Annotated in this window: 11 protein-coding genes; 4 read left to right on the top strand and 7 right to left on the bottom strand. The window is 69.7% G+C overall.

All coding sequences use genetic code 11. The features are described from left to right. Position 1: 1 nt before the first annotated feature. Positions 2 to 1,045, bottom strand: a complete 1,044-nt coding sequence (locus NIE111_RS10725) for an NAD(P)-dependent alcohol dehydrogenase (RefSeq protein ID WP_238684394.1) — start codon at positions 1,043 to 1,045, stop codon at positions 2 to 4. Between the two features lie 547 nt (positions 1,046 to 1,592). Here NIE111_RS10725 and NIE111_RS10720 point away from each other — a divergent pair. Further along, positions 1,593 to 4,103: an ATP-binding protein gene (locus NIE111_RS10720; RefSeq protein ID WP_238684240.1), complete on the top strand. Its 2,511-nt coding sequence runs from the start codon at positions 1,593 to 1,595 to the stop codon at positions 4,101 to 4,103. 61 nt (positions 4,104 to 4,164) lie between these two features. Here the strand turns inward: NIE111_RS10720 and NIE111_RS10715 are convergent, their stop codons facing one another. The 6 genes from NIE111_RS10715 to NIE111_RS10690 all read right to left on the bottom strand — a co-directional run bounded on the left by NIE111_RS10715 (position 4,165) and on the right by NIE111_RS10690 (position 12,253). After that, positions 4,165 to 5,679: a cellulose binding domain-containing protein gene (locus NIE111_RS10715; protein ID WP_238684239.1), complete on the bottom strand. Its 1,515-nt coding sequence runs from the start codon at positions 5,677 to 5,679 to the stop codon at positions 4,165 to 4,167. Positions 5,680 to 5,847: 168 nt separating this feature from the next. After that, the gene (gene cspE / locus NIE111_RS10710; RefSeq protein WP_013283833.1) at positions 5,848 to 6,051 is read right to left on the bottom strand and encodes a transcription antiterminator/RNA stability regulator CspE; all 204 of its coding nucleotides are present in this window, start codon (positions 6,049 to 6,051) and stop codon (positions 5,848 to 5,850) included. Positions 6,052 to 6,401: 350 nt separating this feature from the next. After that, complete coding sequence (locus NIE111_RS10705; protein ID WP_238684238.1) at positions 6,402 to 6,962, bottom strand: hypothetical protein; 561 nt, start codon at positions 6,960 to 6,962, stop codon at positions 6,402 to 6,404. A 28-nt stretch (positions 6,963 to 6,990) separates the two neighbouring features. Then, entirely contained in the window at positions 6,991 to 8,238 is a 1,248-nt protein-coding gene (locus tag NIE111_RS10700) for a S1 family peptidase (protein WP_238684237.1), read from the bottom strand. A 298-nt stretch (positions 8,239 to 8,536) separates the two neighbouring features. Further along, entirely contained in the window at positions 8,537 to 9,097 is a 561-nt protein-coding gene (locus NIE111_RS10695; RefSeq protein ID WP_238684236.1) for a hypothetical protein, read from the bottom strand. 183 nt (positions 9,098 to 9,280) lie between these two features. Further along, positions 9,281 to 12,253, bottom strand: coding sequence for a CHAT domain-containing tetratricopeptide repeat protein (locus tag NIE111_RS10690; protein ID WP_238684235.1), 2,973 nt, complete (start codon positions 12,251 to 12,253; stop codon positions 9,281 to 9,283). A gap of 598 nt (positions 12,254 to 12,851) precedes the next feature. On the opposite strand from NIE111_RS10690, the gene NIE111_RS10685 reads away from it, so the two are divergent. The 3 genes from NIE111_RS10685 to NIE111_RS10675 all read left to right on the top strand — a co-directional run bounded on the left by NIE111_RS10685 (position 12,852) and on the right by NIE111_RS10675 (position 14,447). Then, positions 12,852 to 13,310, top strand: a complete 459-nt coding sequence (locus NIE111_RS10685; RefSeq protein WP_238684234.1) for a hypothetical protein — start codon at positions 12,852 to 12,854, stop codon at positions 13,308 to 13,310. A gap of 121 nt (positions 13,311 to 13,431) precedes the next feature. Then, entirely contained in the window at positions 13,432 to 13,950 is a 519-nt protein-coding gene (locus tag NIE111_RS10680; protein WP_238684233.1) for a SigE family RNA polymerase sigma factor, read from the top strand. Further along, positions 13,950 to 14,447, top strand: a complete 498-nt coding sequence (locus tag NIE111_RS10675; RefSeq protein ID WP_238684232.1) for a hypothetical protein — start codon at positions 13,950 to 13,952, stop codon at positions 14,445 to 14,447. The genes NIE111_RS10680 and NIE111_RS10675 overlap by 1 nt, the downstream gene beginning before the upstream one ends. The last annotated feature ends 21 nt before the right edge of the window (positions 14,448 to 14,468 follow it).

Here is a 14,468-nt window from a genome sequence, read left to right as displayed (position 1 = left end):
ATCAGCGCAGGGTGTCGATGTCGATGACGAACCGGTACCGCACGTCCGAGGCGAGCACCCGCTCGTACGCGTCGTTGACCGCCTCGGCGCCGATGACCTCGACCTCGGGAGCGATGCCGCGCTCGGCGCAGAAGTCCAGCATCTCCTGCGTCTCGGCGATGCTGCCAATGCTGGAGCCGGCGAACGAACGCCGGTTGCCGAACAACGCGAAGACGGGCACCGGTAGCGGCTCCGGCGGGGCACCCACGCTGACCAGCGTGCCGTCCAGACGCAGCAGACCGAGGTAGCTGGCCATGTCGATCGGTGCGCTGACCGTGTTGATGATCAGGTCGAAGCTGTTCTTGAGCACCTCGAACGTCGCCGGGTCCTTGGTGGCGTAGTAGTGCTCGGCGCCGAAGCGCAGGCCGTCGTCCTTCTTGGACAGCGTCTGGGACAGCACTGTCACCTCGGCACCCATCGCCGCGGCGATCTTGACGGCCATGTGACCCAGACCGCCCAGGCCCACCACGGCGACCTTCCTGCCGGGACCGGCGTTCCAGTGCGCCAACGGCGAGTACGTGGTGATGCCCGCGCACAGCATCGGCGCGGCCGCCTCGTACGGGATGCTGTCCGGCACTCGCAGTACGAAGTCTTCGTTCACGACGACGTGGGTCGAGTACCCGCCCTGGGTCACGGTGCCGTCCCGGTCGACGCCCGCGTACGTCTGGGTGTTGCCCTTGAGGCAGTACTGCTCGTTTCCGGTGCGGCAGTTCTCGCACTCGCGACACGAGTTGACCATGCAGCCGACACCAGCGCGGTCGCCGACCGCGTGGCGGGTGACGTCGGCGCCGATCTCGGTGATCCGGCCGACGATTTCGTGGCCGACGGTGAGCGGGTAGGGAACGCTGCCCCAGTCGCCGCGCACGGTGTGGATGTCGGAGTGGCAGATGCCGGCGTAGCGGATCTCGATGAGAACATCGTGCGGGCCCAGGTCCCGCCGTTCGATAGTGGTGCGCACGAGCGGTTCGGTGGCAGAAGGCGCGGCGATGGCGTTGACGGTGAAGATGATGTCCTCCGGTGACGTGATGCTGACCTGCCCGCACTCACCACAGCCGTGGCGGCGCTGCGAGTCTCTGTCAAGGCGCGTACTGCTGGTACCCCTCGGGAGCGCCGGGTGTCGCCCCGGCCGATCAGGCTACTTCTTTGCTGCGCGCACTTTCCTGGCAACACCGGCTGGCAGGCAGCGCGACCGGTGATAAACGCCCTGGTCTAGGTTGTTGTACGAGAACACCCCATTTCTGGCTCCGGTGGCGGACGCGGGCGAGGGCGTCCCCGCCCCGGCCGGGTCGAGGTTGCCCCCAGCCAGGGTCGACCCGTCATCCGCCCGTCACCGGTGCCGCTTCCACGCGGCGGCCCGGATGGGCGCGGCGGTTGCCATGGCGTGCGCGATCTGCGGGGTTATGGCCCGCCGATCGCCACCGGGATTGCGGTGACTCGTCGAGGATTCGCCATGGTGATACTCACACTCGCTGCACAGTGGCCCGCAACTCGTCACGCACATGCGAGCATCGATGCACGTTACGTGATTGTGGGCGTTGGGTGGTTGGGGGAGCATGCCCAGGAGTCAGGTGCGGCGTGACCAGTTCGGCGGCCTCCTCAGGACCCTCCGCCTGGAGCGGCGGCTGACCCAGGAGGAGCTTGCCGAGGCGGCCGGTTCCAGTGTCCGCGGCATCCGGGAGATGGAGCGCGGCCGGGTGCGCAGCCCGCAACGACGGACGGTTGTGCTGCTCGCCGACGCCCTGCGGCTGGCCGGGGCGGACCGCGACCGTTTCGTCGCCCTGGCCCGGGCCGAGCGGCAGCCGCACGACCGAGCGGCGGTGCCGGACGACCGCGTCGCGGTGCCGGACGACCGCGTCGCGGTGCCGGACGACCGCAGGGAGGTGCCGCACGATCGCGTGCCGGTGCTCAGCCACCGCGCGGAGGTGCCACACGACCGCCCGGCGGTGGTCGTACCCGGGGAACTGCCCGCCGCCGTTCCGGACCTGGCCGGGCGGGCGGGGATCCTGGAACAGCTCACGGCGCTGGCCGCCGACATCACCGCGGGGCGACCGGACACCGCCTCGGTGGTGGTGCTGCACGGGCCGCCCGGGATCGGCAAGACCAGCCTCGCCGTCGCCGCTGGACATCGACTCAGCCCGGCCTTCGCCGGCGGACAGCTCTTCGTCGACCTGCAGGGCGCCTCGCCGGACGGCCCGGTCGACCCGGCCGAGGCGCTGGCCGGATTGCTGCGGTCGCTCGGGGTCCCGGACAGCCGGGTGCCGGTGTCAACCGCTGAGCGCGGTGGTCTCTTTCGCACCCTCACCCGGGACCGGTCGCTGCTGGTGGTCCTGGACAACGCCGCGACTGAGGCACAGATACGCCCACTGCTGCCGGCCGGGCGGGGATGCCTCGCACTGGTCACCTGCCGGCGTCCGCTGACGGGTCTTGCCGGTGCGGTGCGCCTGCCGCTCGACCTGCTCGCCCCGACGGCCGGTCGACTGCTGCTCGCGGCGATCGTGGGTGCCGACCGGATCGCCGCCGAGCCGGCCGCGGTCGATCAACTCGTCAAACTCTGCGGCCGGCTGCCGCTGGCCGTCCGGATCGCCGGCAACCGCCTCGCCAGCCGACCCCAATGGTCGGTCGGTTGGCTGGTGGACCTGCTCCGCGACCAGCGTCGACGGCTCACCGTGCTGACCGCTGGAGACCTGGGCGTCCGGTCGGCGTTCGAGGTCTCCTACCGGCAGCTGGACCCGATGACCGCGCGCGTGTTCCGGCGGGCCTCGCTGATTCCCGGCACCGACTTCGAACCCGCGCTGGTCGCCGCCGTGGCCGGCACCGGCGAGGAGACCGCAGCGGCGGCCCTGGAGGAATTGGTCGAAGCCGGTGTCCTCCTGACCACGGGGGACCGGTACCAGTTCCACGACCTGGTCCGGCTCTACGCCCAGGAACGCCTCGACGCCGAGGAACAACAGGCCTGCCGGACGGGGGCGCACGATCAGATGGTCGGCTGGCTGCTGCGGCGTACCCGGCAGGCCGGCTTGATGTTCGAACCCGTCGCCTGTCGGGTCGACTCCCCGTTCGACGACGATCGGGCGGCGGCGTACTGGTTGGATCGGGAGTCCGGCAACTGGCTGGCGGCGCTGCGCGACGCGGCCCGGAGCGGTCGGCACGCCGACGTGGTCGCCGTCACCAGGGCTCTGCACTGGTACTCGGACGCCAACAGTCACCGGCACTCCTGGGACGAGATCTTCTCGCTGGGGGTGGCCGCGGCCGGGGCCGCCGGTAGCCCTCGCGACGAGGCCGTACTGCTGAACTTCCTGGGCTGGGCCCGGTACTTCTGCCGGGACCGCAACACCGACGGGCTGGCCGCCCTGGCCCGCGCGCTGGAACTGGCTCGGCGGATCGGGGACCGCCGGGAAGAGGCGTGGGCGCTGACCTACACCGCGGCCATCCTCATCCGGATCGGCCGCGGCGGGCCGGCCATCGACCATTGCCGCCGGGCCGTCAGCCTGTTTCGCGAGATCGGGTACGCCCTCGGCGAGCACAGCGCGGCGAGCGCGCTGGGCGGAGCGCTGGCCGCGCTCGGCCGGTTCTCCGAAGCGGCCGAGTTGCACCGCGACGTGCTGACGTTCTACGTCCAGGGCAACGGCCTCAGCCCTACTGGCGCGGCGGTGGCCCGGGCCGGGGCGATGATGAGTCTCGGTGCGGACCTGGCCGGGATGGGCCGGTGGAGGGCCGCCGCCGCCGAGTACTCCCGCGCCCGGCGGGTGTTCCACAGGTGCGGCGCGACGTTCAGCGAGGCCAACGCCATCCACCGGTACGGGCTCGCGCTTCAGGCGTTGGGTGAGGTCGACGCGGCGGCCGAGGCGCTTCGGTCGGCGCTGGCCCTGTATGCCGCGCTGTCCTGCCCGTGGTGGGAGGCGCAGACTCTGTCCGCGCTCGCGGCGCTGGCCGGCTCGACTCCGGGCCGGGCCACCGACGCCCGCCTGCTGCGCCAGCGGGCGCTCGACCGGTGCGGCGAACTGGACGCACCGGAGGTGCGGACCCTGCGCGCCACCCTGCTACGCGAACTGGCCGAGTCCTGATCCCGGACACGGACCGGGCCCCGCCGGCGATGCGGCGGGGCCCGGTGTGCATGGACAGGGGTCAGTTGCAGGTGGTGCCGTTGAGGGTGAACGGCGCCGGGGTGGCGGGGGAGCCGTTAGCGGTGAAGCCGACGTTGACGGCGCCGCCGGTCGGGATGCTGGCGTTGTGGTTCTCGTTGGTGACGGTCACCGCCGCGCCGGTCTGCTGGAAGACGCCGTTCCAGTGGCCCTGAACGAGTTGTCCACCCGGGAAGGCGAAGCCCAGCGACCAGCCGTTGGTGGCCGGGCCGTCGTTGTAGACGGTGACGCTGGCGCTGTAGCCGGTGCTCCACGAGTTGGTGACGACGAAGGAAACTCGGCAGGTGCTGGCGATCGGCGTCGCCGGCACGATGTTGCCGTAGTCGTCGCGGGCGGTGGCGAAGTCCTGGAAGCCGAAGCCCCGACCGGCCGATCGGGTGGTGGTGCCGGCGGCGAGCACCGTGCCGTTGGCGTTGACGGAGTAGACCGGGCCGCCGCTGTCCCCACCCCGGGCGGCCTCCTCGCCGTCGAGCTGGGTGGCCTCGACGAGGTCCTCGATGTCGTCGTAGTGGAAGTCGACCCGCAGGTTGCAGACCGGACCGCCGATCTCCCCCGCGGAGGTGTAACCGGACTGGCACAGCAGTTGGCCGGGGAAGACCTCGGTCCAGCCGATTACCTGGGCGCGGACCTCGTCATGCTGACCACCGACGTAGAGATGGCCGCCGGGCGCGGACGTTGAAATGATCATCGTGTCGTGGTCGTCGTTGCTGTCGACCGCGTAGCCGACCAGCGTGCCGGTGCCGGTGGTCGTGTTCCAGCCCACGTGCCAGGGCGAGCCGATGGCTCCGCAGTGCTCGGCGGTGAGGACGTAACCGGCGTTGGTGTCCGCGTTGCGTACACCGAAGCCCGCGGTACACCCGGGCGTGGTGAACCCGATGCCCGCTCCGCCGTCGAACGGCGCGGAGTCGTTGGCCCGTGACCGTTCGACCATCCGGTCACGTTGGACGAGGCTGGTACGGACGCTGGTGGCCGGCAGCTTCGGCAGCTTGGCGCCCGCGGTGTAGTCCACGCCGATGTCGATGCCGGTGCCGTCGGTGCGCAGTCGGACCGAGTGGCTGGCGTCCGCCGGGTCGGCCTTCACTACCGGGGTGAGGGCGGCGGCCGCCTTGCGCAGTTCGGCGCGGGAGTAGGTGGCCTTGGCTACCTGGATCGGCGCGCTGCGGCGGGCGGCGGTGACGGCTGCGGCGACGTCGGTGGGTAGCGCACCCTTCCACCACAGGGTGACGTGGTCGTCGACCAAGCCGATGCCGGCGTAGCCGCGTGCCGGCGAGCGTTCCACAGCGGTGCGGATGACATTGGCCGCGTCAACCAGTGGGGCCTGGGCGACCATCTGGTCCAGGGCCTGCGCCGGGATGATGTCCAGGAGGGAGTTGGCGGCCCCGGCGGCCCCCGGTTGGCCGGACTCCGCGTACGCGGAGGTGGGACCGGTGAGCGCGGTCGCGCCGACCAGTGCCCCGACGACCACCGTGCGGGTGATCGCTTTCCGTATTGATGTCATGCCGCTGAGTCAAGCAACGTGCGCTGCCGGGAGACAGGCAGGATGCCCGGCAGGAGTCAACATGCCGGCGGTCCTGCCGGCAGTCGTGCGTGGTCTGCCGTGGTGATCGCATGAAACGCCGAACGGCGGCCCGCTGAATCAGTCGGGCCGCCGTTCGCAGAGTGTGGATCAGAGCGGGCGAATGTTCTCCGCCTGCGGGCCCTTCTGGCCCTGGGTGATGTCGAACTCCACCTTCTGGTTCTCGTCGAGGCTGCGGAAGCCGCTCGCCGAGATCGCGGAGAAGTGGGCGAAGACGTCGGCGCCGCCGTCGTCCGGGCTGATGAAGCCGAAGCCCTTGTCGGCGTTGAACCACTTCACGGTACCTGTAGTCATGTCTGCTCCTCGCAGGCTGTTAGAGACCGCACTGTGCGGACCCTTACGCCGCCGCGTTGATCACCCGCGTCGAAACGACACGAAAACGAAAAAGCGCCGGGTGGGTTCAGATGACCCATCAGGCGCTGAAAAACGTCTACGGAAATCAAAACTGCAACGCGGTTACCGTAGCAGATGATCCTCCGTCCATCCCGTTTGGGTGGGGGAACCTGGTCACGTGTCTGCTTCACCGATACGGCCCTGGCACAACCGTGAAGCGAACGTCGACCGTCCGCCGCCACGACGACGACCGGGCGGCCGGCGTCGCGGGGCCGGCGCCAAGAGCGCCGGCCCCGCTGTGGTCGACCTGTTCAGGCGCGGAAGAAGGTGCACTGGAAGGCAAAGTCGTCCACCCGCACCGCACCGCTGCCACCGAGCAGGGAGACGCGGACGAACACCTTGTTTGGACCGTTCGCGTAGCTGGCCACGTCATGCCGCCGCCACGTGGTGTCGCTGATCCGGACGGTCCGCAGCGCGAGGTAGGTCCAACTCGCCGGATCGATCACCTCGATGTTGAGCACCGCCGGCCCGCTGACCGCCCGGACGAAGAACCCGCCGCCACAGGTCGTGGAGTGCCCGGCCGTACGCGGCCCCACTGTGAGCAGCTTGCCCACCCCGGACCAGCCACCGGTCGAGGTCGTGAGAATGGCGTTGTTCGAACCAGACCGGGCCGTTCCCGTGCCCAACTCGAAGGCTCCGCTCCCGGCGCCGGATCGATGGAACTCCCACACGGCTGCCGGGTTCCCCTCGAACCCGTCGGTGTGCTGCCAGAGGTCCGCCTGAGCGGGGCCGACGGCCACGGTCAGGGCCACCGCCGTCGCCATCACGGCCGCGGCGGTGAGGCGTACGGCTCTGGTGAATGCGGTTCTCATCCCTGTCTCCTTCGCTCGTCGCCGCTCGTCACGGCGCGCCATAGATGACGACCTGGTACGCGTTGATCGCCTCTCCCACCGGCTGATGCCAGGTGCGCGGCGTCGAGTTGCACTGGCTGCCGTTCCGGTTGGCGTGCGAGTTCAGCCCGTACGCGGTGTTGGTGGCGAAGAGCGGCCCACCGCTGTCGCCGCCGAGGGTGCAGATGTTGGTCTCGACCATCTGGCGTACGGTGCCGCCGGCGCCGTTGACCGTCACGTTGGTCTTGAGCACCGAGCCGCACCGGAATCCGGTGGTCCTGCCCGAGTTGCAGACCGACAGCCCACTCACGGCCGTCGCCCAACCGTGGATGCTGCGGCTTGTGTTGTTCCACAGGTTGATGACGCCGGTCGCCCAGACCGACGAACCGTTCATCCAGATGAGGCCGTAGTCGTTCTCCGGATAGTTGCTCTCCAACGACGGCCCGACGTCCTGCCCGTTGGGCAGTGTCCAGTGCGGGTAGCCCTGAGTGCAGTGGCCGGCCGTGATGATGTAGTTGAAGGTGTAGTCGGTGGCGGTGAACCCGGCCGAGCAGCCGCCCAACGAGTCCCCACTGGAGATCCCGACGTTCGGCTGGATCTGGCCGGCGCTGGTCTCGAACCGCACCGCCGCGCCGAACTTGCGCGCCACCGAGCGTTGCACGGCGTTCTTCACCCCCGACGCCGGCAGGCTCACCACCACCTGGTTGGTCGCCGGGTCCACCCCCCAGGTCGTGTTCGGCTCACTCGCCGCGGCCTCCAGCGCCCGCTGGATGGACTGGAGTTGCCGCTCGCCACGAGCGACGACGCGCGCCTTCGCACCGGCGGCCGTCACCTTCGCGGCAGCCGCGGCGTCAGTGACCGCGACGACGAGGTCGCCATCGGACAGGTACGCGCCACCCGAGCTGGCACCCAGCTCGGCGGTCAACTGGTTGGCGAGTCGCACATTGGCGCTCTCGGCGCTGATCAGCTTCTCGGCGGCATCGCGGCTGATACCCCGCTGTGCGGCGATCGCCTGGGCCATGTCCGCCGCCCCGCCCGCCCGGTCCCTGGCGACGCCGCCGACGGAAGCCAGGGCTGCCCGACCATCGGTGCGGACCGGATCCGCCGCGCCCCCGGGTCGGGCCTGTCGGTCTACCGGCCCGGCCGCTGCGGCCGTCGGAACGAAGGCCACCGACGCCACGACGGCGAGCGCCATCGCGAGCAGGGACCTGCGGCTTGGTCTTGTCGTACGCGGGTGGCTGACAACAGGTTCTGACATTCACCGCTCCCATCACGAGGGGACTGGTCGGCCAGGTCAGGAGCCGGACGGCCCGGACCGGGACGGCAATCCTCGCAATCGGGAGGGGGCCGCGAGTGCGATGTTGGACGCGACTGGACACGGCTGGACACGGCTGGACGCCTGGCTCCGGGGGTGCTGGGCGATGATGCCGACCTCGGGTACCGCCACTGGTGGACCCGGAATCGGTGCATCCCAGCCGGTCTGGGGGATGCCACACTCCGGTCTGTGCCAGGTGGGAACGTCAGCCGACTCTTGCCGTCTTCGACCGCACCAGAAGCTACTGGCGGGTGTGGCGGTAGGAGGGGAGAAGCCAGCCAGGTGCGTAGCGGGTGCGACCGGCGATCACCCAGACGAACTCGACCGTCAGGGCCGCCGCGACCACCGCGAACGCGGCGCCGCGCCAGGACAGCCAGTCTTGGGGGGTGACCAAGGCCAGGAGCGCGGCGAGCAGGCTGACGATTCCCACGTCGTAGGTCAGCCGGGCGCGGAAGAGGTACTTCCCCTGTAGGAGGTAGTCCCTGCGCTGCACTCGCCGCATCCGCTCCGCCACGTCCGTGTCGTCGGCGGTGGGCTGCCAGCCGGAGCGTTCGGCGGGGGAAGCGGAATACAGCAGCCCGGCGACGGTGAACTGCACACAGAAGACGAACATGGCCGCGGCGAGGGCGAGCGCGAACGTGGCAGGTCCGGCGAGGCGCACTTTCACATCGCTAGTGAGCAGCACCGCGAGCGTGGCGAGGGCGAACCCGGCCAGCAGCGGCGCGGCGACGGTGCCCATGGACCGGAAGGCGTCGGTAGTGCCCAAGGGGTAGCGCACCAGCCAGCGAGGTCCGTTCGACATGGCGGGCCTATTCGGTGTCGGCAGGCGGCGGATCGGCGCACACCGGCGTCGCAGGACCAGAGTCGCCCTCGGGTGGCATGCCGGCATCGCCTGCGTAGTGGGCGGAGCACCACGTCTCGTGCCTGCCACGGGTGAGCTCACACTCGGGACAGAAGTCGTCGATCGGGAATGCGCCGCGGTCGGTCAACGCTCAGGCTCCAGATCCGGTGCGGGTGAGGCCAATGTCGACAGGGTACCGCCGTCGCCCTGGCAGATGAACGCCGCCCAGTAACGGGGCTCGGGGTGCCGCTCGCGGGTGCGCAACTGTGCCTGGCGCAGCGCCTCGGCGCGGGGCTGCCCCTCTCTCAGAAGCTGATAGAAGTCCGCCATGAGCTGTACCGTCTGCTCGTCCGGGACCTTCCACAGACTCATCACGAGGGTGCGGGCGCCGGCCAGCACGAAAGAACGGCGTAGGCCGAAGACGCCTTCGCCGGGTTCCACCTCGCCCAGACCGGTGTCGCACGCGGACAACACCACAAGCTCCGTGCCGTTCAGATCCAGGTCGGTCACCTCCAACGCCGTGAGGATGCCGTTGCCGGCACCGTCGGGTGGCTCGCCGCCGCTCAGCCATGTGTTCGCGCCGGCCATCGCGAGCGCGGATCGCAACAGCGGGTTCGCCAACCGGCTGCCGGCCATGCGGGCGAAGTCTTCGTCGGCGGCCACCAACGGACCCGGAGTGGCGAGGACACCGTCGAGCACGAGCGACATCTGATCCGGGCCAGCCAAGCGGATGGTCATGCCGACGGCGATCTCGTGCGGTGCCAGGGGCGGTTGGCGCTTGAGGGCGAAACCGTGCGTGGCGATGTGTAGGACCACCGGTGCGTGAGTGTCCTGAACAGCCGGTTTCGTCGCCTCACCGGCGAGTCTGGGGAGTACACCTAGCAGCCTGCCGACGCGTTTGCCCTCTTCGACGGCCCCTGGCAGGGGTGCCAGGGGCCCACCCAGCCCGCCGGGTGAACCGAGGTCGTAGTCGGGGCCGGCCACCACCAGCGGCGGCGTAGACGACCGTCGGGCCGGTGCGCCAAGCCGGAGCAGGTCCCGTGTCGCGGTCAGGTAGGAGATGGTGTAGTCGTCGATCACCTGCCGGCCGTCAGTGGTCGCCAGCATCTCGAATGGCAGCCGCAGCAGGTCGCCGTCCGGTGCGATCAACAACCGGCGGGTGCCGCCGACCGCAGCGCACAACGGGTCGAACACGACGGCCCGGAGGCGCTGCGACGCGTCCCGGGGCGCAGCCTCAGGGCTGATCGACTGCCGCGCCCCGATGGGTTGGTCGCGTCGGCCGGTGACCTGGGCCCGCACGGCCGCGACAAGCTCGTCCACTGCCGTGGCCACCCCAAGGTCGACCAGCACCGGCTCATCGGGCCGCTCGGGTCGCAGGACGACAGCGAGGTACCGTGCGGGCCGCCACTGCTGCTCGCCCCGACTTCGAATGGCGGCGAAGTCGAAGTCGCCGTACCGCAGCAGCTCCACCGACGCCGCGCCGGCTGGCGTCGCCCTCGCCACCGTCGCACTGTCCATCCGTCGGGCAAGGCGGCCCGTATCGAATCCCGGCAGGTCCCGCGCCAGTTCCGCCTCCAACACCTCACACTCCTGGCGAGCCCGACGGAGCTCTCGGTGGGAGCCTGCCTCGCTGTTCTGGCCGGCGCCTGCGAGCTGCTGCTCGGCTACCCACCGGCGTAGCTGAGCCAACTGATCAAGTCGCGCCCGCAGATCAGGATCCGCAGCGGCCGCGGCACGCCGCTGCGCGAACGAATCAATACCCAACCCTTTGCGGTCCACCACCAGATCCGCCAGCCGGCGGACACACTCCGGTGAGTCCGTGAACCGTGACATCACCAGCGCGACGTACTGCCCGACGCGGACCCGTGACGCCCTCAGCAGTTGCACAAGCTGCTCCTGCGAGCCGTAGGCACTGAGCTCGGCGAACATCTCGCGCTGCCGGTCGAGTACCTCGGTCAGCAGCCGCAGGGCCTCGTCCGCGTCGCCGTGCGCCGCGTGCAGCTCGGCCAGATTGCCCAAAAGCGCTGTGTGTTGGTGCCCCCCGATCGCGGAGGGGCGGGTTGCCGCCAGCGCAGCCCGATAGTTGTCGGATGCGTCGTCAAATCGGCCCTGCGCCTGCTGCAGCCGTGCAAGGTTGCTCAGCATCACCGGGTCGTCGTCCCAACCACGTTCCCGCGCGATGGCGCGTGCGTCATCGAGTAGTTCCTGCGCCCGCGCGTACTCGCCGCGCTGCTCGTGCAGGACGGCGACAGACACGAGCGTCGGGACCACCTCCGCGCTGCGATCCCCAGCCACTCGTCGTTTGATCGCCAGCGCGTGCAGGTAGTGCTTCTCAGCAGCGTCGAGTTGGCCGGCGCTTTGATAGAGATGGCCAAGGCGGGACAGGATGGCAGCTACCGGTAGCCGATCGTTGTCGAGCTGCTTGCACAACCTGAACGCCTCGTGCAGGTCGGCCTCCGCCGCGTTGCCGTCGCCCAACTGCGCGTGCAGCTCCGCGCGCACCGCCAGCAGACCCGCCAGCGCCTCAGGCAACCGGGAGGCGAACGGCCGCAGCGGCTCGACGCTCGAGCGAAGCTGCGCCCGCGCATCGCCGAACGCACCGGCCTCCAGAAGGCGCTGCGCCTGATACCGAACCGCGTGCGCCATTTGAGCAAGGGGTGCGCCGTCGGTGTACTCCGCGGGCTTGTAGAGCGGGAAGTAGCCGGCTTCGTCGTCGACACCCACCGGGTACACCAGCCGCTCTCGCCACCGGTCGGTGTCCAGCTCGGGTACCACAGCTGCCAGCCGAAGCTGGTCGAACAGCTCCCGACCATGCGCGGCGTACGCGGCCTCGATGCCGTTGGGCTCCTCGTCCGAGAACACCGCGATATGGCGGTCCGGGACCTCCAGCAGGGTGATTTGCGTACGGACGCCGTCGGTCACCCTGTCGAGAATCTTGAACAGCCGGTCCCTCGGCCACAGACACAGGCCCCAATCAGCAAGCATCAGCGGAAGCGTCCGCGCATTCGCGGAGAAGATCAGATAACGATGCCGGGCGACGAAACCACCCGGTCGCCCCGAGGCGTCGCAGAACGTCGGCTCCCGAAGAAACAAGCCGGGTCGGTACTTCGCCAGCACCGCGCTCGGCAGGTTGGTGTCTCGAAAGAACACGCCACATTCGGCGAAGTCCGCCCTCAGGTCACCCATAGACGGCACAGTATGGGCGGGTGTCCAGGTCCGACCGACCCGCAGTGCTGCGCCAGTGCCTGCATTCACCCCAGGGATCCGGCACGCGTGATGCGACACAGCGCAGCGTTCACGTGAGTCGTCAGGACTGGCGCGCCCACACCGCTCTGATCGGTCCGCCTAGCGGCGGCCAGGTATCAGGGCGCTCCAGCGAGATCTCGACGAATTTTTCTGGTCGGCGGCAACCTACGGGCGGTGGATCGCATGTACCCGGATGTAAGCGACGATCACCACGAGCCATAGGGGCCCGGAAATGTCTGCACGTCCTCGTTTGCTGCTGCCCGTTGCCGCTGTCCTTCTCGGACTGTCCGCCTGCAGCTCCTCGCCGGCTCCCGGGCCTGGCCCGACCGCATCTGCTGCGACGTCGGCCGCTGCGGCCACTGGCACCCCCAGCGCGTCGTCCGCTGCGGCTGCCCCGGCGGCTGACTGTCCCACGGCGACGACCCTCCAGACGCTGGTCGAACTGCCGAAGGGCTCGTCTCTCACGACAGTGAAGTGCTTCAAGGACTGGGCGGCTGCCGATCCGCAGGGCCCGACCGCCGGTGACGGCGTCTACCTGTTCCGCTTCGTGACCGGCACGGGCTGGAAGTACTACGACCAGGGCAGCGGATGGGACTGCAAGGATCTGGGCCTCAGCGAGTCCGCGCCGTTCTGCATCTCGGACCCGGTGACGACGGCCAAGCCGGTGACCGGCGCGGCCACGAGTGCCAAGTGCCCTTCGGCGAAGACTCTGCAGACCCTTGTCGAGCTTCCGAAGGGCTGGACGTTCGGCGGTGTCGAGTGCGTCAAGGACTGGGCGGGAGCTGACCCGCAGGGCCCGAAGGCCGGTGACGGCGTCTACCTGTTCCACTTCGTGACCGGCACGGGATGGAAGTACTACGGCGACGGCAGCGGATATGACTGCAAGGATCTCGGCCTCACCGAGCCGGCGCCGTTCTGCATCTCCTGACGAGGTGACCTCAGTCGTTTGCTGTGGCGCACGCCAGCTATGGTGTGCGCCACAGTCAACCGGCCGCATCGACGCCGCCGCTGCCTGAAGGACTTCGGGTACGTGGGGGGACGAGCGCGGCATGGCGGACTCCATAGACGATCTTTTCTGTGAGTTCGTGCGGACCCGCTCCCCGGCGTTGCTGCGGACGGCGTTCCTGCTGACCGGCGACCGGCACCTCGCCGAGGACCTGGTGCAGGATGCGCTGGCCCGCACGCATCGGGGCCGCCGCCGGCTGAATGATCCCGGGCACTTCGAGGCGTACACCCGCACAGCCATGTACCACCAGCACGTGAGTTGGTGGCGGCGCCGCAAGGTAGCCGAGTCCCTGCCCGGCGAACTGGCCGACGTGGTTCAGCCCGGCAGCGACCATGCTCGCCGTACCGATCTCAAGCTTGCCCTGCACCAGGCCCTCGCCCAACTCACCCAGCGGCAACGGGCCGTGCTGGTGGCGCGGTTCTTCGAGGACCGCAGCGAGGCCGAGACCGCGGATCTGCTGCAATGCTCAGTCGGCACGATCAAGAGCCAGACCAGCAAGGCGCTGGCCCGCATGCGGGAGATAGCACCCGAGCTGCTCTCGGCCGTGATGGAGGAGGCCTGATGACCGACAACCTCGGGCCCCTGCGTCAGGCAATGTCCGATCTGAGCGAGCACGGCGGCACCGCCGACATGTACGAGCGCGCCCTGCGCAAGTCGCGGCAGTCACAACGGCGCACAGCGCTCACCACCGGCGCAGCGGCCGCGGCGGTGGTGTTCGCCATCGGCGGCACGGTCGCCTTCGCCACCCGCCACCGGCCCGACCCTCCGACGCCACCCGGATCCACCCAGACCAGTGACGGACCTCAAAATCCCACCTGCCCGTCGACGCAGACCCTCGGTACCCTGGTCGAGCTGCCGACGGGCTGGTCTTTCGCCTCCAGGGGAGTGGAGTGCGTCGAGACGTGGGCGGCCGCCGACGTGCAGCGTCCGGACGCCAGCGGCGTCATCTACCTGTTCCATTACACGGTCGGCACGGGCTGGCGATTCCAGGACCAGGGCACCGGATGGGACTGCGAGGACCTCGGCCTGACCAAGCCGGCGTCGTTCTGCACTTCCTGACCGCCTGCCTGGGAAATCCCC

Source organism: Micromonospora hortensis (assembly GCF_022230935.1).
Taxonomy (GTDB): Bacteria; Actinomycetota; Actinomycetes; order Mycobacteriales; family Micromonosporaceae; genus Micromonospora; species Micromonospora hortensis.
This window is presented reverse-complemented; position numbering and strand designations above follow the sequence as displayed.

Bases quoted from the DNA above. Each gene is read 5' to 3' on its own strand.
- NIE111_RS10720 (WP_238684240.1), top strand. From the start codon at position 1,593: ATGCCCAGGAGTCAGGTGCGGCGTGACCAGTTCGGCGGCCTCCTCAGG.
- NIE111_RS10715 (WP_238684239.1), bottom strand. From the start codon at position 5,679: ATGACATCAATACGGAAAGCGATCACCCGCACGGTGGTCGTCGGGGCA.
- cspE (WP_013283833.1), bottom strand. From the start codon at position 6,051: ATGACTACAGGTACCGTGAAGTGGTTCAACGCCGACAAGGGCTTCGGC.
- NIE111_RS10705 (WP_238684238.1), bottom strand. From the start codon at position 6,962: ATGAGAACCGCATTCACCAGAGCCGTACGCCTCACCGCCGCGGCCGTG.
- NIE111_RS10700 (WP_238684237.1), bottom strand. From the start codon at position 8,238: ATGTCAGAACCTGTTGTCAGCCACCCGCGTACGACAAGACCAAGCCGC.
- NIE111_RS10695 (WP_238684236.1), bottom strand. From the start codon at position 9,097: ATGTCGAACGGACCTCGCTGGCTGGTGCGCTACCCCTTGGGCACTACC.
- NIE111_RS10680 (WP_238684233.1), top strand. From the start codon at position 13,432: ATGGCGGACTCCATAGACGATCTTTTCTGTGAGTTCGTGCGGACCCGC.
- NIE111_RS10675 (WP_238684232.1), top strand. From the start codon at position 13,950: ATGACCGACAACCTCGGGCCCCTGCGTCAGGCAATGTCCGATCTGAGC.